16 protein-coding genes are annotated in these 20,978 nt (G+C 72.9%); 9 read left to right on the forward strand and 7 right to left on the reverse strand.

What is annotated here, in order from left to right; all coding sequences use genetic code 11:
* Nucleotides 1-24: 24 nt before the first annotated feature.
* Nucleotides 25-2,673, forward strand: a complete 2,649-nt coding sequence (gene pulA / locus J8403_RS30815) for a pullulanase-type alpha-1,6-glucosidase (RefSeq protein ID WP_211126023.1) — start codon at nucleotides 25-27, stop codon at nucleotides 2,671-2,673.
* A 206-nt stretch (nucleotides 2,674-2,879) separates the two neighbouring features.
* On the opposite strand, the gene J8403_RS30820 is transcribed toward pulA, so the two are convergent.
* Nucleotides 2,880-4,820 carry a hypothetical protein gene (locus tag J8403_RS30820; protein WP_211126024.1) on the reverse strand — a complete coding sequence of 647 codons (1,941 nt, stop codon included), beginning with the start codon at nucleotides 4,818-4,820 and terminating at the stop codon, nucleotides 2,880-2,882.
* Nucleotides 4,821-5,054: 234 nt separating this feature from the next.
* On the opposite strand from J8403_RS30820, the gene J8403_RS30825 reads away from it, so the two are divergent.
* Entirely contained in the window at nucleotides 5,055-5,444 is a 390-nt protein-coding gene (locus tag J8403_RS30825) for a hypothetical protein (RefSeq protein WP_211126025.1), read from the forward strand.
* A 122-nt stretch (nucleotides 5,445-5,566) separates the two neighbouring features.
* On the opposite strand, the gene J8403_RS30830 is transcribed toward J8403_RS30825, so the two are convergent.
* A complete protein-coding gene (locus J8403_RS30830; protein ID WP_211126026.1) occupies nucleotides 5,567-8,701 on the reverse strand; it encodes an alpha-N-acetylglucosaminidase in 3,135 nt (1,044 codons plus the stop codon).
* 115 nt (nucleotides 8,702-8,816) lie between these two features.
* Nucleotides 8,817-9,464, reverse strand: coding sequence for a response regulator transcription factor (locus J8403_RS30835; protein ID WP_211126027.1), 648 nt, complete (start codon nucleotides 9,462-9,464; stop codon nucleotides 8,817-8,819).
* 177 nt (nucleotides 9,465-9,641) lie between these two features.
* Here J8403_RS30835 and J8403_RS30840 point away from each other — a divergent pair, with 177 nt between their 5' ends.
* Entirely contained in the window at nucleotides 9,642-11,057 is a 1,416-nt protein-coding gene (locus J8403_RS30840) for a PT domain-containing protein (protein WP_211126028.1), read from the forward strand.
* Nucleotides 11,058-11,200: 143 nt separating this feature from the next.
* On the opposite strand, the gene J8403_RS30845 is transcribed toward J8403_RS30840, so the two are convergent.
* Nucleotides 11,201-12,475, reverse strand: coding sequence for a sensor histidine kinase (locus tag J8403_RS30845; protein ID WP_211126029.1), 1,275 nt, complete (start codon nucleotides 12,473-12,475; stop codon nucleotides 11,201-11,203).
* A 238-nt stretch (nucleotides 12,476-12,713) separates the two neighbouring features.
* On the opposite strand from J8403_RS30845, the gene J8403_RS30850 reads away from it, so the two are divergent.
* On the forward strand, nucleotides 12,714-14,909 hold the full coding sequence (locus J8403_RS30850) for an MMPL family transporter (RefSeq protein WP_211126030.1): 2,196 nt from the start codon (nucleotides 12,714-12,716) through the stop codon (nucleotides 14,907-14,909).
* Nucleotides 14,910-15,041: 132 nt separating this feature from the next.
* On the opposite strand, the gene J8403_RS30855 is transcribed toward J8403_RS30850, so the two are convergent.
* Together J8403_RS30855 and J8403_RS44425 are read right to left on the reverse strand one after the other, a co-directional pair.
* Nucleotides 15,042-15,665 carry a winged helix-turn-helix domain-containing protein gene (locus J8403_RS30855; protein WP_211126031.1) on the reverse strand — a complete coding sequence of 208 codons (624 nt, stop codon included), beginning with the start codon at nucleotides 15,663-15,665 and terminating at the stop codon, nucleotides 15,042-15,044.
* Between the two features lie 72 nt (nucleotides 15,666-15,737).
* Nucleotides 15,738-15,869, reverse strand: a complete 132-nt coding sequence (locus tag J8403_RS44425) for a hypothetical protein (RefSeq protein WP_272933700.1) — start codon at nucleotides 15,867-15,869, stop codon at nucleotides 15,738-15,740.
* A 201-nt stretch (nucleotides 15,870-16,070) separates the two neighbouring features.
* Between J8403_RS44425 and J8403_RS30860 the strand changes: the two genes are divergently transcribed.
* On the forward strand, nucleotides 16,071-16,442 hold the full coding sequence (locus J8403_RS30860) for a 5-carboxymethyl-2-hydroxymuconate Delta-isomerase (protein ID WP_211126032.1): 372 nt from the start codon (nucleotides 16,071-16,073) through the stop codon (nucleotides 16,440-16,442).
* Between the two features lie 165 nt (nucleotides 16,443-16,607).
* Complete coding sequence (locus J8403_RS30865) at nucleotides 16,608-17,048, forward strand: SPW repeat protein (protein WP_211126033.1); 441 nt, start codon at nucleotides 16,608-16,610, stop codon at nucleotides 17,046-17,048.
* A gap of 200 nt (nucleotides 17,049-17,248) precedes the next feature.
* On the opposite strand, the gene J8403_RS30870 is transcribed toward J8403_RS30865, so the two are convergent.
* Nucleotides 17,249-17,962, reverse strand: a complete 714-nt coding sequence (locus tag J8403_RS30870; protein WP_211126034.1) for a DUF2848 domain-containing protein — start codon at nucleotides 17,960-17,962, stop codon at nucleotides 17,249-17,251.
* Between the two features lie 255 nt (nucleotides 17,963-18,217).
* Between J8403_RS30870 and J8403_RS30875 the strand changes: the two genes are divergently transcribed.
* From J8403_RS30875 to J8403_RS30885, 3 genes are all read left to right on the forward strand, one after another.
* Complete coding sequence (locus J8403_RS30875; RefSeq protein ID WP_211126035.1) at nucleotides 18,218-19,570, forward strand: MFS transporter; 1,353 nt, start codon at nucleotides 18,218-18,220, stop codon at nucleotides 19,568-19,570.
* 214 nt (nucleotides 19,571-19,784) lie between these two features.
* A complete protein-coding gene (locus tag J8403_RS30880) occupies nucleotides 19,785-20,594 on the forward strand; it encodes a carbon-nitrogen hydrolase family protein (protein WP_211126036.1) in 810 nt (269 codons plus the stop codon).
* Entirely contained in the window at nucleotides 20,591-20,971 is a 381-nt protein-coding gene (locus J8403_RS30885; RefSeq protein ID WP_211126037.1) for a cupin domain-containing protein, read from the forward strand. The genes J8403_RS30880 and J8403_RS30885 overlap by 4 nt, the downstream gene beginning before the upstream one ends.
* Nucleotides 20,972-20,978 lie beyond the last annotated feature (7 nt).

Raw genomic sequence — 20,978 nt, forward strand, 5'->3', positions numbered from 1 at the left:
GCCACTCAAGGAGTCACCAGCCCCGTGAAGCCCCCGAGAGCCACCCTCTTTCGCACCGCCGCCGCGCTCGCCACCCTGGCCCTGGGCGCGGCGGCCGTGCCCGCCGTATCGCAGACCGCCCGGGCCGCGGCGCCCGCCATCGAGGCGGCGCAGGCGCAGTGGATCGACCGCGCCACCGTCGTCTGGCAGGCCGAGCACACCGCCGAGACCGTCGAGGAGCTGAGCTACGCCGACGGCCGCACCCTGCGGCTGACCCCGGTCGCCCTGACCGACGCCCAGAAGGCCGCCTACCCCCAGCTGGCCGGCCGCCCCGCCTATCGCCTCGACCCGCGCGACCGCGACAAGGCCGCCATCGCGCTGCGCGGCCCCCTCGCCGCCGTGCAGCGCGCGGCCGATGACCACGACCACGTACTGCACCGCACCGGGGTGCAGATCCCCGGCGTTCTGGACGACCTCTACGCGGACCGGGCGCGCTCGGCCCGGCTCGGCCCGGTCTTCCACGGGGCCCGCCCCACCCTCTCGGTGTGGGCGCCGACCGCCCGGTCCGTGTCGCTCGACCTCGACGGGCGTACCGTCGCCATGCGGCGGGACCCCGGCAGCGGGGTGTGGAGCGTGACCGGCGGCTCCGACTGGCGGGACAAGCCCTACCGCTACCGGGTCGAGGTCTGGGCGCCGAGCGTCGGCAAGACCGTCACCAACGAGGTCACCGACCCCTATTCGACCGCCCTGACCGCCGACTCCGCCCGCAGCCTGGTCACCGACCTGGCCGACCCCCGGCTCGCCCCGGCCGGCTGGGCGTCGCTGAAGAAGCCCAAGGCCGTCCCGCCGCGCGACGCCCGCATCCAGGAGCTGCAGATCCGCGACTTCTCCATCGCGGACCGCACCAGCGCCCACCCCGGCCAGTACCTCGCCTTCACCGACCGCGACTCGGACGGGATGCGGCACCTCGGTCGGCTGGCCCGGTCCGGCACCTCGTACGTCCATCTGCTGCCCGCCTTCGACTTCGGCACCGTCCCGGAGCGGCGGTCCGACCAGGCCCGGCCCGGCTGCGATCTGGCCGCCCTGCCCGCCGACTCCGACCGGCAGCAGAAGTGCGTGGCCGAGACGGCCGCGAAGGACGGCTTCAACTGGGGCTACGACCCGCTGCACTACACCGTGCCGGAGGGGTCCTACGCGAGCGACCCGGACGGCCCGGCCCGCACCCGCGAGTTCCGGCAGATGGTGCAGGGCCTGGCCCACGCCGGGCTGCGCACCGTCATGGACGTGGTCTACAACCACACCGTGGCCGCCGGACAGGACCAGAAGTCGGTACTCGACCGGATCGTGCCCGGCTACTACCAGCGGCTGCTGGACGACGGCAGCGTGGCCACCTCCACCTGCTGCCCCGGCACCGCGCCCGAGCACGCGATGATGGGCAAGCTGGTGGTGGACTCGATCGTCACCTGGGCCAGGCAGTACAAGGTCGACGGCTTCCGCTTCGACCTCATGGGCCACCACCCCAAGGCCAACATCCTGGCCGTACGCAAGGCCCTCGACGCGCTGACCCCCGCCAAGGACGGGGTGGACGGCAAGTCGATCATCCTCTACGGCGAGGGCTGGAACTTCGGCGAGGTGGCCGACGACGCCCGCTTCGTCCAGGCCAACCAGCGCAATATGGCCGGCACCGGCATCGCCACCTTCAGCGACCGGGCGCGGGACGCGGTGCGCGGCGGCGGGCCGTTCGACGAGGACCCCCGCGTCCAGGGCTTCGCCTCCGGGCTCTTCACCGACCCCAACGGGTCGCCCGCCAACGGGAGTCCGGACGAGCAGCGGGCCCGGCTGCTGCACGCCCAGGACCTGATCAAGGTCGGGCTCTCCGGCAACCTCGCCGACTACACCTTCACCGACAGCGGCGGGCGCCGGGTCAAGGGCTCCGAGGTCGACTACAACGGCTCCCCGGCCGGCTACGCCGCCGCCCCCGGCGACGCGCTCGCCTACGCCGACGCCCATGACAACGAGACCCTCTACGACGCGCTCGCCTACAAGCTCCCCGCCGCCACCTCGGCCGCCGACCGCGCCCGGGCGCAGGTGCTGGCCCTGGCCACCGCCACCCTCTCCCAGGGGCCGGCGCTCAGCCAGGCCGGCACCGATCTGCTGCGCTCGAAGTCCCTGGACCGCAATTCCTTTGACAGCGGGGACTGGTTCAACGCCATCCACTGGGACTGCGCGTCCGGCAACGGCTTCGGTCGGGGACTGCCCCCGGCGGCGGACAACGAGCCCAAGTGGCCGTACGCCAAGTCCCTGTTGACCAACGCGGCGGCGCGCCCCGGCTGCCCCGAGATCACGGGGGCCTCGGCGGCCTACCGGGATCTGCTGCGGATCCGCACCACGGAGGCGGCGTTCAGCCAGGGCACGGCGGAGGGGGTGCAGAAGGCGCTGTCCTTCCCGCTGTCGGGGAGTGGGGAGACGCCGGGTGTCATCACGATGCGGCTGGGCGGGTTGGTCGTGGTCTTCAACGCGACCCCGTCCCGGCAGTCGCAGACCGTCCCGGCGGTGGCCGGGAGCCGGTACGCCCTCCACCCGGTGCAGGCGCATGGCGCCGACGCGACGGTGAAGACGGCTCGGTACGAGCGGGCGAGCGGCACCTTTACGGTGCCCGGTCGTACGGTGGCCGTCTACGCGGCCGGGGGCTAGGCGGGGGGGGCACGGCGGAGCCGCACAACGATGCATTCCCCTCCCCGCCCCTTCCCGCGGTATCGATATGCGGCTCCGCCGCGTGGCCGGGGCTCCGCCCCTGGACCCCGCCGGGGCTCCGCCCCGGACCCCGCTCCTCAATCGCCGGAGGGGCTGGATTGGACGGGGAGCAGCCCGCCGCAGGCGTCAAGGCCCGCCGCATACCCCTAGCGCAACGGTCGCAGTCGGCCACCGTCCGCCAGCCGGGCCCTGAGGTCGGCGCGGGCGCCTGCCTTCGCGGGGAGGGCCAGGCCGCGGCCGTAGGAGCGGCCCCGGACGCCGCCGGTGGCGACGATCCCGGTGACCTGACGGCTTCCGGCGGCCAGCAGATACCACTGGCCGGACCGCGCCTTCCACAACACCCCCGCCAGCACCCGCGGCTCGCGCGGACCGCAGGCGGGGGAGTTGTCGGCGCTGGAGACGACCGCCCCCGCCGCGCCGCGGCGGGTGTCCCACGGCTGGAACTGGGCCAGGACCTTGCTGCCCGTGTCCCGCCAGGTGTCGGCGCGGGTGCACAGCCAGGCCGCGTGGCCGCCCGCCTCCGGCAGGGCCTGGGCGGCGAACCGCCAGGCGTTGACCGAGCGCACCCCCCGCCCGCGCATCATCGCCAGCCGACAGCCGGTCCTGGCCCAGCTCGCACGGGCCGCCCGGCCCGCCACATCGCGCACACCGGCGCCGGGGGTGCCGTAGGTGAGCCGGGCCGGGGCCAGTTCGCCCAGGTCGGCCACGAGTCGGGAGCCGAACTGCAACGCGGGCCAGCCACGGCAGGGCCGCAGCTGCGGAACGGTGCGCACCGGGTCGGTCACCCCGTGCCCGGTCCGGTGCAGCGGACGCGGCGTCCCGTTCGGGTGGAGCAGATCCCGCACCCAGGCGTGGCGCACCCAAGGGGCGGTCAGATAGCGGACGTTGCCGTCCGTACGGCTGAGGACCAGCGCGGTCGAGGTGGCCGCGTCGGCCGCGTCCAGCCGGGCGAAGTCCAGCGCGGCCGCGCCGCCGTCGCCCGCCTCCGCGTACCGCGCCACCCGCAGCCCGTCGTACAGCAGCACCACCGTGGCCTGGTCCACCTCGCCCGCGAACAGCAGCTGCGGCGGCCCCGAGGGCGGCCCGGACTGCGTGCCCAGGGTGGCCGACACCCGCACGGAGCGGCCCGGCCGCGCCCAGACGGCCAGCGCGCGGCGCAGCAGCGCGGTGTCCCGGACGCGGTCGCCGCGTGCGGGCCACGAGGAGAACCCGGCGCGGGACGCGGTGCGCCAGGCGTCGGGCGCGGCCCGCGTCAACCGCGCGGGGTCCAGGGCCCGTTCGGAGGAGGGATTACGGGCGTACGAGGGCGCGGCCGCACCGGTCGGCCCCCAGCCCCGCCCGGGCACGCCGAGCAGCGTTCCGCAGACCACCAGCGCCACCACGGCCACCAGTACCGCCCGCACATGCTGACGGCGGCGCATCAGATCGGTGGGCCGCGCCTGGAGCGAACACGGGTCGAACTCCGGGGACTCCAGCAGCGATCCGTCCCGGCTGCCGGCCTGTTCGGGCACCGCGTCCGCCTCGTCCAGCGCGGCCCGCGCGTCGGCGACCCCGGCGGCGCGCAGCAGGGTGCGCGCCTCGTGCTCGCCGAGCCGCTCCAGCTCCCGCAGGACGTATGCGGCGCGGCCGGGGCCGGACAGCTCCGACAGGGCCCGCTCCAGAGCGAGTTCATCGGCCCCGCCGGAGCGTGGGAACAGCCGCAGCCCGAACACCTGCGGCAGCGCGGGGGGCCGCTGCCACCAGCGCCGCGGCCGGGCGGCGCGCAGCGCCAGGCGCAGCACCCGCAGCCGCACATAGGCATAGCCGGTGTCGGCGCCCGGGCCCTTCGTGCCGCGCTGCCAGGGCAGTTCGACATCAGGGTGCGGGTCCGGGCCCGTGCCGTAGCCCCGGTTACGGGGCAGCGCGCGCTGGGCGAGGGCATGCGCCGCGAGCACCCGGCGGGTGCGCCCGATGCCCGGCGGCAGGATGAGATACGCGAGCCGCACCAGCCGCGGGTAGTGCTCGACGATGGCGGCCTCGGCCTGCTCGACGTCGATCAGGCCGGTGGTTTCGTCGTCGGGGGCGACTGTCGCCTGGTGCTGGTCCACGGTTCGTGAACGAGTGGCGGGCCGGGTTGGTCACCTAGCGGTGTCCGGCGGGAGTTGGCGCCCGCGGCGGGCTGTCCCCTCCCCGCCCCTTCCCACAACTGGGGCTCCGCCCCAGACCCCCGGGGTCCGGGGTGCAGCCCCCTGCCGAGCCCCTGCCATGCGGCGGAGTCGCCCCCACGCGGCAGAGCAGCGTGGCGGTGCCTTTCCCTCCCGGCCCCTACTCGCACCGTCCGTATGCGCTCCGGCGCGTGGCAGGGCCTCGACCTGCCCCCGGCCGTCGCGGCCGTGAACACCCGCATCGGCCGGCTGACCGCGATCAGCCCGCCGATGCGGGTGTGCCCGGCGGCGAGGGGCCAGCCTGCCCAGGCCGTCCGCGCCCAGCTCGTCGAGGCCGTATGGTTCGCCGACACTGTCCGGCCCCTCGGGGCCGCCCGGCCGGTCGATATCGGCCGACCGTTCGGCCGCCGGCGTGAGAAGGGCGGGCGGATGCCCGTGCACATCCGGGCCGCCCGGCCGGGGTCTGGGGCGGAGCCCCAGTTGAGGGAAGGGGCGGGGAGGGGAACAGCCCGCCGCAGGCGTCACGATCCGCCGCACACCCCCCGAGCGCCCCTTCCCGACACCTGACGATATGCGGCTCCGCCGCGTGCGGGGCTCTGCCCCGGGCCCCGGGCCCCGGAGGGCCGGGGGCGAAGCCTGCCACGCGGCGGAGCCGCAATCGATACCGTGCCGCCACCGACGCCGCCCCGCTACGGCGTACCCGTCTTCCACCCGCTGAACTCGACCGTCCCCCGGGCCCCCGTGCCCCCGTTCGCCGCCGTCATGAAGATCCCGGCGTCCTGCGCGGCCGCCCCGCCCGGTGCCGTCACGGTGGCCACCTTGCGCCAGGTCGCGCCGTCGTCGGTGGACAGCTCGCCGGTGTAGGAGGTGGCCGCGGTGCGGGTCAGCCGCAGCAGGACGGGGGCCTTGACGCCGGTGATCCGCTGGTAGGTGTCCAGCGTGCCGTCGCCGCCCGAGTCGTAGGACAGGACGACCCCGTTGGCCGGGGTGACGGAGAGGTTCACAAAGCCGGGGGAGCCCGCCGTGGCGAGGTCGTTGCGGACGATGATGCCGGCCCGCGCCCAGGGTCCGGTGGCCGCCTGGGCGGTCACCTTCACGGTGATGGCCGTGCCCACCGTAAGGACGCCGTCGCGGTAGACGGAGCCGAATTCGGCGGTGCCCTTCCACAGGTCCTGGCCCGCGCCGTCGATCGCGAACCGCTCGTCCAGCTGGCCGAAGGCCGCACCGCTGTTGGTGACCGTCCGCAAGCCGTCCGCCAGCGGTCCGGCGATCCACAGCGTCCCCGTGCGCACGGCCCGCACCCGGTCCTCGCCCCGGGGCCCGTAGGTGACGCCCAGTTCGTACGGCAGTGGCTTGAGCGGGTGCTCCAGCGGCTCGTCGGGCGCGGTCGCGCGCCAGCGGACCTCGCCCGTGCCGCCCGCGGGGATGCCGGGCAGCCGGGTCGGCCCGTCCGGATCCGGGTCGAGCCCGGTCACGGTGAGGTCGAAGTCGACGCGGCCGGTGGGGCGCAGCCCGTTGACGTTGCGCAGGGCGGCGGTGAGGGACGCGGTGCCGCCGGGCGGCAGGGCGGCGGGCTCGGCGGTGACGGTCAGCGTGCCCTGGTACGGGGCCTTGGCCAGCGCCTCGTACACCCGCTGGGCGGTGCGGTGGGCGTCCGCCGTCGGCCGCACCGGATAGCTGGTGCGCTCCCGGGTCCACGGCTCCTCGACGGCGAACCAGTCGAAGGAGCGCGGGGGCCGGTTCTCCGCCAGCGCGTCCTCCAGCTCGTCCAGGTAGGACTGCCACTGGGGGAGGTGGAAGTCGGCGATGAGGCCGCTCCAGTCGCGGTTGGCGTAGTTGGCCAGCTTGCCGCCGTCCGCCGTGGCGCGGTCCGCCCAGGTGGTGATGAGGGTGCGCGCGGCCCGCTCCAGCTGGGCCGACTCCTCCTCGCCCGACGCCATCCGCTTGGCGTCCTCGAGCCACGGGCCCAGCAGGAACCGCCGGTGGGCGCCGGTCATGTCGTCGCTGAGCCGCATCAGCTTGAGCCACAGCCGGGCCAGCGTCCGGAAGGCCGTGCGGTCCTTGCGGTCGTAGGCGTCCTGGAGCTGGGGGATCAGCTGCCAGGAGCGGTTGGCGAGCGCCTGCCGCGCGATGTCGGTGAGGTCATGGCGGTAGGCGTCGCTGTCGCGCAGCCCGGCGCGGACGCCCAGCAGCGCCGCGAAGGCCACGTCGAAGCCGGCCGGGTCGAAGGCGGGGGTGTGGGTCGCGTAGTTGGTGCCCGAACGGGCGGTCAGGGAGGGGCGGGCGGCGAAGACCGAGTCATGCGGGCGGCCGTCCTTGCTGCTGATCTGGTACGCGGTGTCGCGCAGCGCGGCGAACGCCTCCCGGGCCTTGGCGTCCCGTCCGCCGTAGCGCACCTCGGCGTACGAGCGGAACCACTCGGCCCGGTCCACCGCATCCTCACGCCACGCCAACTCGCTGAAGAGCTCGAACGCGGCCGGATCCCGCTCGGCCGCCTCCGGCATATAGGCCGTGCCGACCAGTTTGCTGCCCGGCTTGTCGCGCCAGACGGTGAACCGCTTCGTCCACATATGGGTCTTGGCGCCGATCGTGGTGCGGCCGCCGAAGTTGGGGATGGTGCCGAACGCGTACGGCACCGCGCCCCAGTCCTTCTCCCGGTCGGTGACGGTGTCCAGGTCCGACAGCCCGTCCACCACGAGCATCCGGTCGTGGTCGACGGCGTCCAGCAGATCCCGGCGGGGGTTCTCCTGCCAGCCGAGGATCACCCAGATCGCGCCGGGGCGGGCGGTCCGCAGCGCGGTCTCCACGGCGCGGGCGGCGTCGGGCACCGGGACGTCGCCCGGGTCGCCGCCCTCGTGCAGCAGATCCATCTTGAACAGCTCGGCCTCGCCGAACAGTTCGCGCTGATGGCGGTAGAAGGCCGCGGCCACCTTCCGGAACGACTCGGTGCGCGGATCGAGCCAGTCGGGGCGCCTGAGCCCGTTCCAGTCGCCCTGCGGCACCGTACGGGCCTCCGGGTTGCGGTCCGCGAAGCCGTCGGGGACGGTGCCGAAGTAGCCGGGGAACACCGGCCGCATGCCCAGCTCCCGCAGCCGGTCGGCGATCCGCCGCCCCAGCTCGGTGCGCTTGGCCAGGAGCGCGGTGGAGACCGGTCCGCCGTATTCGCTCATGTTCTGCAGCAGCCACCACGGCTGGTGGGAGGGGGCGGGGAGCCAGGTGCGCGCCTCGGTCTCGGTGTAGCCGAACTCCTGGAGCAGCCGGTGGTAGACGGCCTCCTGACCGGCGGTGACCAGCAGTTCGTTGCAGCCGTGCAGGGCCGCGACGTCGATCAGGTGCTCCCAGCGGTCCCAGTCGGCGAACGGCGCGGTGTAGCCGTCATGGGTGTCGTTGAACGCGAAGCGGTGCGGCAGCGCGGTCGATTGGGTGAGGCGCCGGGCGGGCGCGGGCAGCTTCTCCGGCAGGTTCAGCTGATCGCCGGACCAGGTGAGCTGTGCGTGACAGGTGTACTTGAGATACCAGTGCACGCCCGTGAGCAGCACCGCCGGGCTGGTGCCGGAGACCGTCACCCGCCCCGCGGAGCCGTCGACCTCGAACCGCTCCTCATCGCCCCGCTTGGCCAGTGCCACCAGCCGGAACTGCCCGGCGTGGGTCGGCAGCAGCCGCCGGAGGGCGGCCCGTGCGGGAGCGGTGTCGAATGCGGTCACGGCGGTGTCCTGTGCGTCGTGCGGCTCATCGGCCACCGCGGGGAGGCGGCTCCCCAGCGTGGCCCCGGCCCCCAGTGCTCCGGCGGTTCCGATCAGCGTGCGTCTGCTCAGGTCGCTCATGCGCCCCCCATCGGACAACGGCCAATGCGTCGTATGGAGAAGGCACTTAACCAGCGTTGGGAGGTGGGAGCAATGGGGCGCACGGGGAGGTGCCGGTTCCCGGGGCCATGGAGCGTCAGCCCCGGTCCAGGTAGGCCAGCACCGCCAGCACCCGGCGGTTGTTGTCGTCCGACGGCGGCAGACCGAGCTTTCCGAAGATATTGGAGGTGTGCTTGGCCACCGCCCGCTCGGTGACGAAGAGCTGCGCGGCGATCGCCGTATTCGACCGCCCCTCCGCCATCAGCTCCATCACCTCCAGCTCCCGCGGTGTCAGCCGCCCCAGCGGCTTGTCCTGGGCGCGCCGGTCCAGCAGCTGCGAGATCACCTGCGGATCCATCGCCGTGCCCCCCGCGGCCACCCGCCGCACCGCGTCGATGAACTGATCGGCGTCGAAGACCCGGTCCTTGAGCAGGTACCCGATGCCCCCGCTGCCGTCCGCGAGCAGCTCCCGCGCGTACAGCTGCTCCACATGCTGGGAGAGCACCAGCACCGGCAACCCCGGCCGCGCCCGCCGGGCCCGCAGCGCGCACTGCAGCCCCTCGTCGCTGAACGACGGCGGCAGCCGCACGTCCACCACCGCGACATCCGGCTCCAGCTCCGCCAGCGCCTTGCTCAGCTCGGGCCCGCTCTCCACGGCCGCCACGACCTCGAAGTCGTACGCCTCCAGCATGCGGACCAGCCCGTCCCGCAGCAGGAACAGATCCTCGGCGACCACAACACGCACGGCGGCTCCATGACTTCTTCGGGCCCCTGGGGTGGGGGACGTGACCGAATCCGACGAATGTACCGCTGTGCGGTGAGCGGGAGGGGATCAGCGGCCCGGGGAACCGTTCTGCCGGATTCCGCGTGATGTCCTCTTGATGTGCCGCCGGCTGGTGGCGGGCGAACGAAGGGGGAGCCGGTGCTGGGTCGGAGGCGGGTGATGGTGGGCGTGGCGGTGTCGCTTTCGGCGGCGCTGGTGGCGTGCGGGCCGGAGAAGGAGAAGGAGTGGACGGGGGCGGAGCCTTCGAAGGGGTCCGCGGCCGAGGCCGCGCGGTTCGCGCCGTTGGTGCGGCTGGCCAAGGGGGAGTCGCTGATGCCGATGGACGCGACGCGGTTCATCGGGCGGTCCGCGCTGCGCTTCGACCACGACGGCTTCTGCCGTGACGAGGGGCCGGTGGCCGCCGCGATCGACCCGCGGCGGTTGGGGAGTAAGGACAATGCCTACAAGCACGCGGAGGTGCAGCCGGGGAAGTCGTCGTCCAAGCCGGTGTCCTGCCCCGGACACGGGGACAAGTGGCACACCTCGACCGAGGCCGGCGGCGGTTTCTATCTCGACCCGCCGAAGGAGGTGCGGAAGGGCGAGGGCACGGACGCGCCGGTCTACTGGGAGTACCACAACCACAAGACGGACCCGAAGCGCGCGGCGTACGTCTACTGGTTCTTCTACGCCTACAACAACCTGACCCCGGGCAACCGGCACGAGGGCGACTGGGAGCGCGTCGCGGTCCAGCTGCGCGATGGCAAGCCCGAGGCGGTGACGTTCGCGAAGCACGGCAAGGATACGTGCAGCGTGAAGTGGTCGGAACTGGATCCGCGGGACGGGCATCCGACGGTGTACTCGGCGCGTGGTTCACACGGCTCCTATCCGACCGACAAGAACCAGTGGGTGAACGGCACGCTCGATCGGCCCTCGAAGGGCGGCGCCGAATGGCGCACCTGGGAGCACGCCCGCCCGGTCGACCGCGAGCCCTGGTGGGGGTACGCCGGGTGGTGGGGGTCGCAGCAGCATGTGAGCGGATTCGACGGGCCGATGGGCCCGCGCCCGGGGCGTCTGCTGTCGGGCGTCTTCACCGACGACAGTTGCGGGCCCGCCGACAAGCCGCCGACGGATCCGCCCAAGGACCAGCCCACGGACCGGCCCACCGAACAGCCCACCGAGCAGCCCACGGAACGGCCCACGGAACGGCCCACGGACCAGGCCGCGCCCAGGACGGAGGAAGGGGCGATCCGGCGGTACGAGGAGTATCTGCACGCCGTGGGCCGGGAGGACATCAAGACGGTCTGCGAGGTGGCCGGGCCCGCGGCGAAGCAGGCGGAGGACCAGGGGTTCGGCCCGTGCACGTCCACGTTCCTGGTCACGTTCCAGATGATCTCGCCTACGCAGAAGAAGGCCCTGCAGACCGCGACGGTCGATCCGCGGAAGGTCGTCGTACGAAGCCCCGCCAAGATCGACATTCCGGCCGATGCGGTCAAGGCCTCCGTCACCTTCTCCGAAAACGAGATCGGGACCAGCACCCTGGAGTATCTGAAGGACGACTGGTACATCACTGACTGAGCGCGCCGGGGGCGGACGATCTCCGTACCGGCCTCGTCGCTCAACAGGCGGGTTCCGGAAGTCGCACCGGAGTCCCGCGGCCGGCATCGGCACGCTGACACCGGCGCGACGCGTCCCGCCGCCGGATTTTCCCCGGCGGTGGGTCATCGGGCGGCGTCGGGCGCCGAGAGCGCGCAGGGGATCTCCATCGTCACCATGGTCGGCCCGCCGCTCGGGCTGCTGACCGCGAGGACCCCGTCGAAGGTGCCCAGCCGCCGCTCGACCCCGCTCAGCCCGCCGTCCGGGGTGATCCGGGCGCCGCCGTGGCCGTCGTCGGTCACGGTGATGCGCAGCATGCCCTCCGCGTGGTGCACGTCCAGCCACATCCGCGAGGCACCCGCATGCTTCGCCGCGTTGGTCAGCACCTCGCTGACCGCGAAGTACGCGGCCGACTCGACCGGTTCATCGGCCCGGCCCGCCAGCTCCACGTCCACCTCCACGGGCACCGCCATCCGCAGCGCCAGGGCGCGCACCGCGTCCCCCAGGCCCCGCTCGGCCAGCACCGGCGGATGGATGCCGCGGACCAGGTCGCGCAGCTCGGCCAGGGCCTCGGCGGAGTTCGTACGGGCCGCCGCGAGCAGCTCCTTGGCCTTGGCCGGGTCCTTCTCGATCAGGGCCTCCACGGTGCCCAGGCTCATGCCCATGGCGACGAGCCGGGCCTGGGCGCCGTCGTGCAGATCGCGTTCGATGCGGCGCAGCTCGGCGGCGGAGGTGTCCACCGCGTCATGCCGGGTCTCGGTGAGCCGCCGCACCCGCTGCTCGAGCGCCATCTGCGGGGTCGGGTCGAGGAAGGCGCGCGCCAGCAGGAAGTGGCCGCGCAGCACGAGCGGGGAGGCGGTCGCCCCGAGCGCCATGAAGCCGACGCCGAGCGGGACGGCCAGCAGGGCGGTGCCCAGCGAGTCGATGGGGAGGAACGCGTACCAGTAGGTGCCGCCCGCCTCCACGATCGGCTTCCACACCCCGGCGGCCAGGACGAACCCCTCGATCCCGTACGGCACGAAGACGAAGGCCAGCAGCGAGGTGACGTACCCGGCCGTCATGTCGACCTGCAGCCACAGCAGATCGCGCCAGGTGGCCGGGTCCTTCAGCAGGAAGGTGCACAGCTCCACCTGCCCGGTGACCCCGGCCCGCCGATCGGCGGGCAGCGGCCGGTACGGCGCCCGGATGGTGACACCGGACCACGTGGCGGCCAGGAGCCGGCGCCAGTTGGCGTGTGCGCGCACCGCCTTGATCAGGGGAGGGGTGGTGAAGACCCCCAGGCCCAGCGGGATGAAGGAGATCGACAGGATCGTCAGTACGGACAGGGTGATCGACACCAGCGCGAGCCAGGAGACGGCGAACCCCCGTGCGCAGGCCGTCAGCGCTCTGCGTCCGTTCATCCTGAGTCCCCCTCGCCGGTCGGGTCTTCGTGCCCGTGTCCTCGGGCCATCTCAGTGTGTCAGCGCCCTGCCGCCCGGACACGGGGGCCGGGCACCGTCCGGGGGTGTAGCTGGCACCACCTTCCCGCCTCGCCCTATGGCTCGGCGACTGGGTGGCTGCCCGGCTGGGGCGCGGACCTGCGCTTTTCTAGCGTCGTGGCATGACCTGTTCCGTCCGTACCTCACGGGGAGAGACGCCATGAGCGCAACGAGGAAGGGCCTGGCCGTGCGGCTGGGTGGGTGGAGCACGCGCCACCGCAAGACCGCGATCATCGGATGGCTGCTGTTCGTCGTGGTCGTCGCCGTGGTCGGCGGAATGTCAGGCTCCCGGCAGATGACCAATTCCGAGAACGGTACGGGCGATTCCGCGCGTGCGGAGAAGATCCTGGAGGACGCGGGCCTCCAGACCCCGGCCGGGGAGATGGTGATGCTGCGCGGCGACCGCCCGGACGGCTGGAAGGACGCGGCCCGCGACCTCACGGCGCGACTGGAGCGGACGGGCGAGGCGGTGCGCATCCAGCCCCCGGTGCGCTCGGAGAGCGGACGGGAGGCCCTGATCAGCTTTGAGATGAAGGGCGACCCGGACACCGCCGGGAAGCGGGTGGAGCCGGTCGTCGAGGCGGTGAAGAAGACCGAGTCGGCCCATCGGGGCATCGCGGTCTACGAGTTCGGCGACGCCACCGCCCAGCACCGGCTCGACGACATGCTCACCAATGACTTCAAGAAGGCCGAGCTGACCGCCGTACCGCTGGCGCTGGGCATTCTGCTGGTGGTCTTCGGGGCGCTGGTCGCCGCGCTGCTGCCGGTGCTGCTCGCGGTGACCGCCTGCGTCGGCACCTTCGGACTGCTCGCCCTGGTCAGCCACAAGCTGCCCATGTTCGACTCCACCACCTCGGTGATGTTCCTGGTGGGCCTGGCCGTCGGCGTCGACTACTCGCTGTTCTACCTGCGGCGGGAGCGCGACGAGCGGGCCGCGGGCCGGGACGCCGGGACCGCGCTGCGGATCGCGGCCGCCACCAGCGGCCGGGCGGTGCTGATCTCCGGGGTCACGGTCATGCTGGCGATGTCCGGGATGTTCCTGTCCGGGCTGCTGCTGTTCCACGGCTTCGCGGTCGCCACCATCCTGGTCGTCCTGATGGCCATGCTCGGCTCGGTGACCGTACTGCCCGCGATGCTGTCCTGGCTGGGCGACCGGATCGACGCCGGGCGGGTGCCGCTGCGGGGCCGCCGCCGGAGGAAGGGCGTGCACTCCAGCGGTGGCGTCACCGTCAGGCTGATGCGGCCCGTCCTGGCCAAGCCGAAGCTGTTCGCCGTCGTATCGGGCGTGCTGCTGCTGGTGCTGTCCGCGCCCGCCCTCGGGATGAAGACCGAACAGCTCGGCATGGACAAGCAGTTCGGCTCCGACGCCCCGATCACCGTGGCCTACCAGGAGATCACCGGCTCCTTCCCCGGCGGCCCCGCCCCGGCCGAGGTGGTGCTGCGCTCCGACGAGATCGCTTCGCCCCGCTTCGAGGCCGCCGTCGCGGACTTCAAGAAGGAACTCGTCGCGTCCGGACGGTTCGGCAGGACGGTCGACGTCGAGGCGCACCGTACGAAGGGGGTGGCGCGGATCGAGGTGCCGCTGGCCGGGAACGGTCAGGACGCCACCTCCCGGCGCGCCCTGGACACCCTCCGGGACGAGCTGGTCCCGAAGATCCTCGGGCCGGTCTCCGACCAGGCGTATGTGACCGGTGAGCTCGCCGGGAGCCGTGACTTCAACGACCAGCTGAAGACCGACATCGCGCCGGTCTTCCTCTTCATCGCCGCCGTGACGTTCGTTCTGATGCTGCTCTGCTTCCGGTCGTTGCCGATCGCCCTCGTCTCGATCCTGCTCAACCTGCTGTCGGTGGGCGCCGCGTACGGCACGATGACCGCCGTCTTCCAGCACGGCTGGGGCGCGGAGCTGCTGGGGATGGAGCCGGCCGGGGCGATCGAGTCGTGGATGCCGCTGTTCGTCCTCGTCATCCTCTTCGGGCTGTCGATGGACTACCACGTCTTCGTGGTCTCGCGGATCCGGGAGGCCCATGAACGGGGCTTCGCCACCCGGGACGCGATCCGCGAGGGCATCCGGACGACGGCGGGCTCGGTCACCGGGGCGGCCACCATCATGGTCGCCGTGTTCGCGGTCTTCGCGCTGCTGCGGATGCAGGACATGCAGCAGATGGGCGTCGGGCTCGCGGTCGCGGTGCTGGTGGACGCCACGCTGGTGCGGATGGTGCTGCTGCCCTCGGTGATGGCGCTGCTGGGGGAGCGCAACTGGTATCTGCCGCGCGCCCTGCGGTGGCTGCCGAACCTCGACCACGGCGAGGAGCCGGTGGAGCGGCCGCGGCCGCCGCTGGTGGGGGCGGACCGCTGAGCGGGGGTCCGCGTCCGGGTACGGGTCCGCGTCCGGGTACGGGTCCGCGTCCGGGTCCGGGTACGCGTCCGCCGTGCCGGACAGGCTTCTGGCCTGCCCGGCACGGCGGGCGTCATGGGTTCGGGGACGCGGTCAGAGGGTGGGCACGTACTTGTACCCCACCCGCCGCACCGTCACGATCGTGCCCCGGTGCTCGGGGCCCATCTTGCGCCGCAGCCGGGCCACATGGACATCGACGGTCCGGCCGTCGCCGACATGGCCGTACCCCCACACCGTGGTCACCAGCTGATCGCGGGAGTGCACCCGGTGCGGATGGGCGACGAGATGGCTCAGCAGCTCGAACTCGAGATAGGTCAGCTCCAGCGGCCGCCCCGCGACCTCGGCGGTCCGATGGTCGGGGTCGATCCGGACGAGCTCGTCACCCCTCTCGCCCGCCCCTCCCGTCCCGCCCGTCACGGCCGGTATTTCGCCCGGGGGCGGCCCCGCCGCCTCGGGCCGCTGCCGGTCGGCCGGGACCAGCACCAGATAGCCGACCATCGGCGGATGGCCGGGGAGCGTGGGCAGGGTGTGCGGGGGAGCGGGCAGCCAGGTGGCGCCGGGGTGCAGCAGATCGGCGACCGGCGGCACCTCGTCCGGTGCGACGGCTCGCAGCCGCTGGCGGTTGGCCGGGCCGGACGGCGCGGATGCCGCGGAGGTTGCGGCCGGGGCGGCGGGAGCGGAGGCGGAGGCGGACGACAGGCTACGGAGGTTCGTCATGAGGTCAGCTCTTTCGCGCGAGAAGGCGTCAGTGGACGTCGTGCGCGCGGGCTGGGCGGCCGGGCGGAGAGGTCAGCGGCCGAGCGAGCGGGCCCGCGCATCGGATGCGCGGCAACACTCGCGGTCGAAGTGGTGCGCCTGCCGGGACGGCCAGAACGGCTCGAGGTCGTAACGACCCGTCGCGGTGTCATGGAGGCTGGCCATGGGGCTATTGAAGCAGATACCGGGGTCGGGGCTGAAGCGGATACGGGGCCGGAACCGAAGCGGAACCGGGCGGGGACTCGAGCGGATGGCGGGCTCGGGGCGCTCGGCGGTGGAGCGGGGAGAAGTGCGACGATGCGGGCGTCAGAGGCCCCACGCGGCAGCCCCACCGGCCGCCGCGTACCCCTTGAGGAGCGCAAGCCCATGCCGCATATCGTCGTCGAATACTCCGACACCCTGACCGAGGCGTTCGACCGCCCCGGCTTCGGTGCCGCCCTGCACCCGGTGGTCGCCAAGACCGTCGACACGGCGGTGGCGGGCTGCAAGACTCGCTTCCGGCGGATCGAGGAGGCCCATCTCGCGGACGGCGCCCCGGACCTCGCCATGATCCATATCGAGGTGTCCATCCTGTCCGGGCGCGACGCCGGGACCAAGCGGGAGCTGTCCGCCGCCGTGCTGGAGGTGGCCCGCGCCCATGTGTCGCCCGTGCCGGGGCTGACCGTGCAGACCACCGTCGATATCCGCGATCTCGACCGTGACTGCTACGAGAAGCACGAGGCGGTCCATCCGGCCTGACGCGCCCCTGCCTCTCGCGCGCATGGTGTACGGCGGCGCACAACTATACGTCATTTAATGCGAATCCGGCATCTACCTATATACCAGGGCGAGGCGCACAATGGGGGTGCGGTGTTTTACCGCACTGTGCGGTCAGACTTGCATGGATCGAAGGAGGCGAGTCGAATGGCCGACGTCTCACGTGCGAAAGGTGATCTTGCGGGCCACCCCGACGTGTCCGAGATGCGGGAGCGTTACGCGCGCATGATGGACGCTCGGGATGTTGTCTTCCTCGACGGGCCGGTACTTCTCGCCGGTTTGTACTTCGCCATCTCTCCCTGGGTGGTGCACTTCTCGGGCACCAGCCCCAACCTCATGGTCAACAACCTCGTCCTCGGCATCACGATCGCCCTGCTGGGCATCGGTCTCACCACGGCGCCGAGGAGGATGTACAGCCTGTGCTGGGCCATGTCCGCGATCGGTGTATGGATGATCATCTCCCCCTGGGTCGTCGCCCGGGGTGCCGATGCCGGAGTGATCGCGAACAACGTCGTCGTGGGTGCCATCACCTGCCTGTTCGGCCTGGTCGCAGCCGGCATGGTGATGCGGAAGGGCAGGGAGACCTGACCGGACGCTGAATCACCGGACCGTCTGCGCATCGGCGGAGGCCGTCCACCGCACGCCTCTCGGGGGTCGTGTGGTGGACGGCCTTCGCGCGTTGCCGGTGGCCCCTCTTCGCGCAGCGCCGGCGCCGGCGTGCGGGCCGGTTGCCGGTGTGCGGGCGCCCGGTGCCGGTGTGCGGGCCGGTCTCAGCCGATCGGACGGTCTCAGCCGATCGGCTCGGGCAGCGGGACCACGTCGTAGGAGCAGTCGATGGTCCGGCCGGTGGCCGGGTCGCCCAGCTCCACCCGCCAGCGCCCGGCGAATTGGTCCACGTCCTCGGCCATCGGGATGGTGCCGGAGATCAGCACGGTGCCGGGCACCAGGTCACCGCGTTCGCGCAGCACCTCGACCCAGTAGGACGGCGGCAGCAGCTCGGCCAGCGTGCCGCTCTGCACCTCGGTCTCCTCACCGTCGTGAGTGACCCAGGCACGGAGCGTCAGATCGTCCAGGCGGGCGGCCACGTCGGACAGCCGCCAGGCGCGGGTGGCCAGCACATCGGGGGCCGCGTTCTTGCTCCAGGCCACGCCGTGCACCTCCAGCGCCCGGTCGGTGTGGTCGCAGGCGGCCGTCAGCAGCAGCTCCCCGTCCGCGGCCACGACCAGTGCCCACTCGGCCTCGCCCGAGGTGCGGTCGTGCTGGACGCTGACCTGGCCGGTCTGCTGGGCGAGGTAGGGGGAGACGGGGTAGAGGGCGGGGGTCACGGAGGGCGCGGGCACGCCCAGCTCGGCGAGCTCGGCGACATGGGCGGCCACATCGTCCTGGCTGCGTCCCGCGTAGCCCGCGTTGAGCACCTGGACGACCTCCACGTGGTGGAGGGAGCCATCGGGCAGTTCGAAGGTGAGCGAGGACCGGGCGGGCTGTGCGGGCTGCGTCGTCATGGGCTGGGCTCTCCAAGGCACGGTGGGGCGATGTGCTGTTTCCGCGGTTGTGCGGTGGTGCGCGAGCTGCGCTGACCGCGCTTTCCGCGATTTCGAAGCGGTTAACTTCCCCCGGAGGGGTTGCGCATACGCTTGGTATACAACAAGTATGCCGGAAGGTCGACCCACGCACACCCCCCGACCATCTCATCGCACCACCCGCCCAAACGCCACGTACCATCACGTAAGCCTCACGCACCACCTCGAGGACGGAACATGCAGCCCACCGCATCGAGCGCACCGCCCCGGGCCGACCGGTCCGGGGTCCGCCGCGCCTTCGTCGCCAGCCTCACCGGCACCGCCCTGGAGTGGTACGACTTCGCCGTCTACTCCGCCGCCGCGGCCCTGGTCTTCGGCGACCTCTTCTTCCCCTCCAAGGACCCCTTCACCGGCACCCTGCTGGCGTTCTCCACCTACGCCGTCGGCTATGTGTCCCGGCCGCTGGGCGGCTTCGTCTTCGGCCGGCTCGGCGATGTCATCGGCCGCAAGAAGGTGCTCATCGCGACGCTCGTGCTCATCGGCGCCGCCACGCTGCTGATCGGGCTGCTGCCCACCTATGCCACGGTCGGTGTCGCGGCCCCCGCCGCACTGGTGCTGCTGCGCTTCGCACAGGGCGTCGGCGTCGGCGGTGAGTGGGGCGGTGCGGTGCTGCTGTCCAGCGAGTTCGGCGATCCGAAGCGGCGCGGCTTCTACGCCTCCGCCGCGCAGGTCGGCCCGCCGGCGGGCAATCTGCTGGCCAACGGCGTCCTGGCCGCGCTGGGCGCGATGCTGACGGAGGACCAGTTCATCAGCTGGGGCTGGCGGGTGGCGTTCCTGCTCTCCGGTGCCCTGGTGGGATTCGGCCTGTGGGTCCGCGCCAAGCTGGAGGAAACCCCGGTCTTCAAGGCGATGGAGGCCGCGCAGGACCGGCCGGAGGCACCGGTGCGCGAGGTGTTCACCACCCAGCCGAGGGCGCTGATCGCCGCGATCCTCTGCCGGGTCGCCCCCGATGTGCTGTACGCGATGTTCACCGTCTTCGTGCTCACCTACGCCACCGAGGAACTCGACATGTCACGCGGCTCGGCGCTCACCGCCGTGCTGATCGGCTCCTCGCTGCAGATCGTGCTCATCCCGCTGGCCGGGGCGCTCTCGGACCGCGTCAACCGGCGGTGGCTGTACGGGGGCGCCGCCGTCGCCGCCGGTGTCTGGCCGTTTGTGTTCTTCCCCCTGGTCGCGGATGGCAGTTGGGCGCTGCTCACCCTCGGGGTCGTCGGCGCGCTGATGATCCACTCGCTGATGTACGGGCCGCAGGCGGCCTTCGTCGCCGAGCAGTTCTCCCCGCGGCTGCGCTACACCGGCTCCTCGCTCGCCTACACCCTCGCCGGGATCATCGGCGGCGCGGTCGCGCCACTGCTCTTCACCACGCTGCTCGGGGTCTACCACGCCTGGGTGCCGCTGGCCATCTACATCGCGGTCACCGCAGCGGTCACGGTGGCGGGTCTCTGGCTGGGCCGGGACCCCTCCTCCGCGCAGGAGGAGGAGCCGGAGCCGCTCCCCGTCGGCCACACCACCTCCACCTCGGTGTCCTGACCCCTTCCGTCCCCGTCCCGTCCCGGCCCTGCACCCAGTTCCGGCTCTCGGCTCCCTGCTCCCCGCTCCCTGCTCCGCGGAGCTGTAAAGCGAGCCGCGCCGGGGAAGGGGCGGGATGGGATCACCTACGCGGGACGGGACCGCGTACCCCGGCAGCCCGCTCGCACTCCGACCCTCCCGACCCTCCCGACCAGGAAAAGAGGCAGCACCCGCCATGCCCCTCCGCATCGCACTGAGCCAGCTCACCACGGGCCCGGACCCGGTCTCGAACCTCGCCCTTCTGCGCCAGGAGACACAGCGGGCGGCGGAGGCCGGGGCGCGTCTGGTCGTCTTCCCGGAGGCGGCCATGGCCTGCTTCGGCACCCGGCTCGGCCCGATCGCCGAGCCGCTGGACGGGCCCTGGGCCACCGAGGTCCGGCAGATCGCCAAGGACGCCGGGCTGGTGGTCGTGGCCGGGATGTTCACCCCGGCGCCCGACGGCCGGGTGACCAACACCCTGCTGGCCACCGGCCCGGGGGTGGAGACCTCCTACGACAAGATCCATCTCTATGACGCCTTCGGCTTCGCCGAGTCCAAGACCGTGGCCCCGGGCTCCGAGGTGGTGACCTTCGATCTCGACGGCGCCCGGATCGGCCTGGCCACCTGCTACGACGTGCGGTTCCCCGAGCTCTTCCGGGCCCACGCCGACGCGGGCGCGGTGCTCTCCGTGCTGCCCGCCTCCTGGGGCGCGGGGCCCGGCAAGCGCGAGCAGTGGGAGCTGCTGACCCGGGCGCGGGCGCTCGACGCCACCGTATGGCTGGCCGCCGTGGGCCAGGCCGATCCGGCGGCGTCCGGTGTGACGGCCGCGGGCTCCGCCCCCACCGGTATCGGCCACAGCGCCCTGATCGGCCCCGACGGCACCGTACGGGAGCGGCTGGACGCCGGACCGGGGCTGCTGGTGGGGGACGTGGACACCGAGGAGGTCACGGCGGTGCGCCGCACGGTGTCCGTCCTGGCCAACCGCAGGCTGGGCGTCAACCCATGAGCGGCGCCCCCGAGGCCGAAGGGCCCAAACCGGAGCTGGAATTCCATCTGCCCGCCGGGCCCTGGCAGCGGCCGCCGGGCGCGGGCGCGGGGGTCAGCGAACAGATCCTGGCCGCGGACGGGAGCGGCTCCCACACCACCGCCCTGGTGCGCTGGGAGCCGGGGACGGACACCTCCCCGTCCGGGGTCGCCCGCCACGACGGCTGGGAGGAGGTCTATCTCCTCGAAGGCAGCATGCACGACCTGACCCTGGGGAGGACCTTCTCGCGCGGCTTCTACGCCTGCCGGCCCCCGGGGATGCCGCATGGCCCCTGGGCCTCCGAGGAGGGCGTCACCATGCTGGTGATCACCTATCCGGCGGCGGCCGCCGAGCGGTGACGTACCG

The sequence above is a fragment of the Streptomyces yatensis genome (assembly GCF_018069625.1).
Classification (GTDB): Bacteria; Actinomycetota; Actinomycetes; order Streptomycetales; family Streptomycetaceae; genus Streptomyces; species Streptomyces yatensis.

Coding starts and splice junctions, on each gene's coding strand:
- J8403_RS30825 (WP_211126025.1), top strand. CDS start 5,055: ATGCGCTCCGGCGCGTGGCAGGGCCTCGACCTGCCCCCGGCCGTCGCG.
- J8403_RS30830 (WP_211126026.1), bottom strand. CDS start 8,701: ATGAGCGACCTGAGCAGACGCACGCTGATCGGAACCGCCGGAGCACTG.
- J8403_RS30845 (WP_211126029.1), bottom strand. CDS start 12,475: ATGAACGGACGCAGAGCGCTGACGGCCTGCGCACGGGGGTTCGCCGTC.
- J8403_RS30850 (WP_211126030.1), top strand. CDS start 12,714: ATGAGCGCAACGAGGAAGGGCCTGGCCGTGCGGCTGGGTGGGTGGAGC.
- J8403_RS30855 (WP_211126031.1), bottom strand. CDS start 15,665: ATGACGAACCTCCGTAGCCTGTCGTCCGCCTCCGCCTCCGCTCCCGCC.
- J8403_RS44425 (WP_272933700.1), bottom strand. CDS start 15,869: ATGGCCAGCCTCCATGACACCGCGACGGGTCGTTACGACCTCGAGCCG.
- J8403_RS30860 (WP_211126032.1), top strand. CDS start 16,071: ATGCCGCATATCGTCGTCGAATACTCCGACACCCTGACCGAGGCGTTC.
- J8403_RS30865 (WP_211126033.1), top strand. CDS start 16,608: ATGGCCGACGTCTCACGTGCGAAAGGTGATCTTGCGGGCCACCCCGAC.
- J8403_RS30870 (WP_211126034.1), bottom strand. CDS start 17,962: ATGACGACGCAGCCCGCACAGCCCGCCCGGTCCTCGCTCACCTTCGAA.
- J8403_RS30875 (WP_211126035.1), top strand. CDS start 18,218: ATGCAGCCCACCGCATCGAGCGCACCGCCCCGGGCCGACCGGTCCGGG.
- J8403_RS30880 (WP_211126036.1), top strand. CDS start 19,785: ATGCCCCTCCGCATCGCACTGAGCCAGCTCACCACGGGCCCGGACCCG.
- J8403_RS30885 (WP_211126037.1), top strand. CDS start 20,591: ATGAGCGGCGCCCCCGAGGCCGAAGGGCCCAAACCGGAGCTGGAATTC.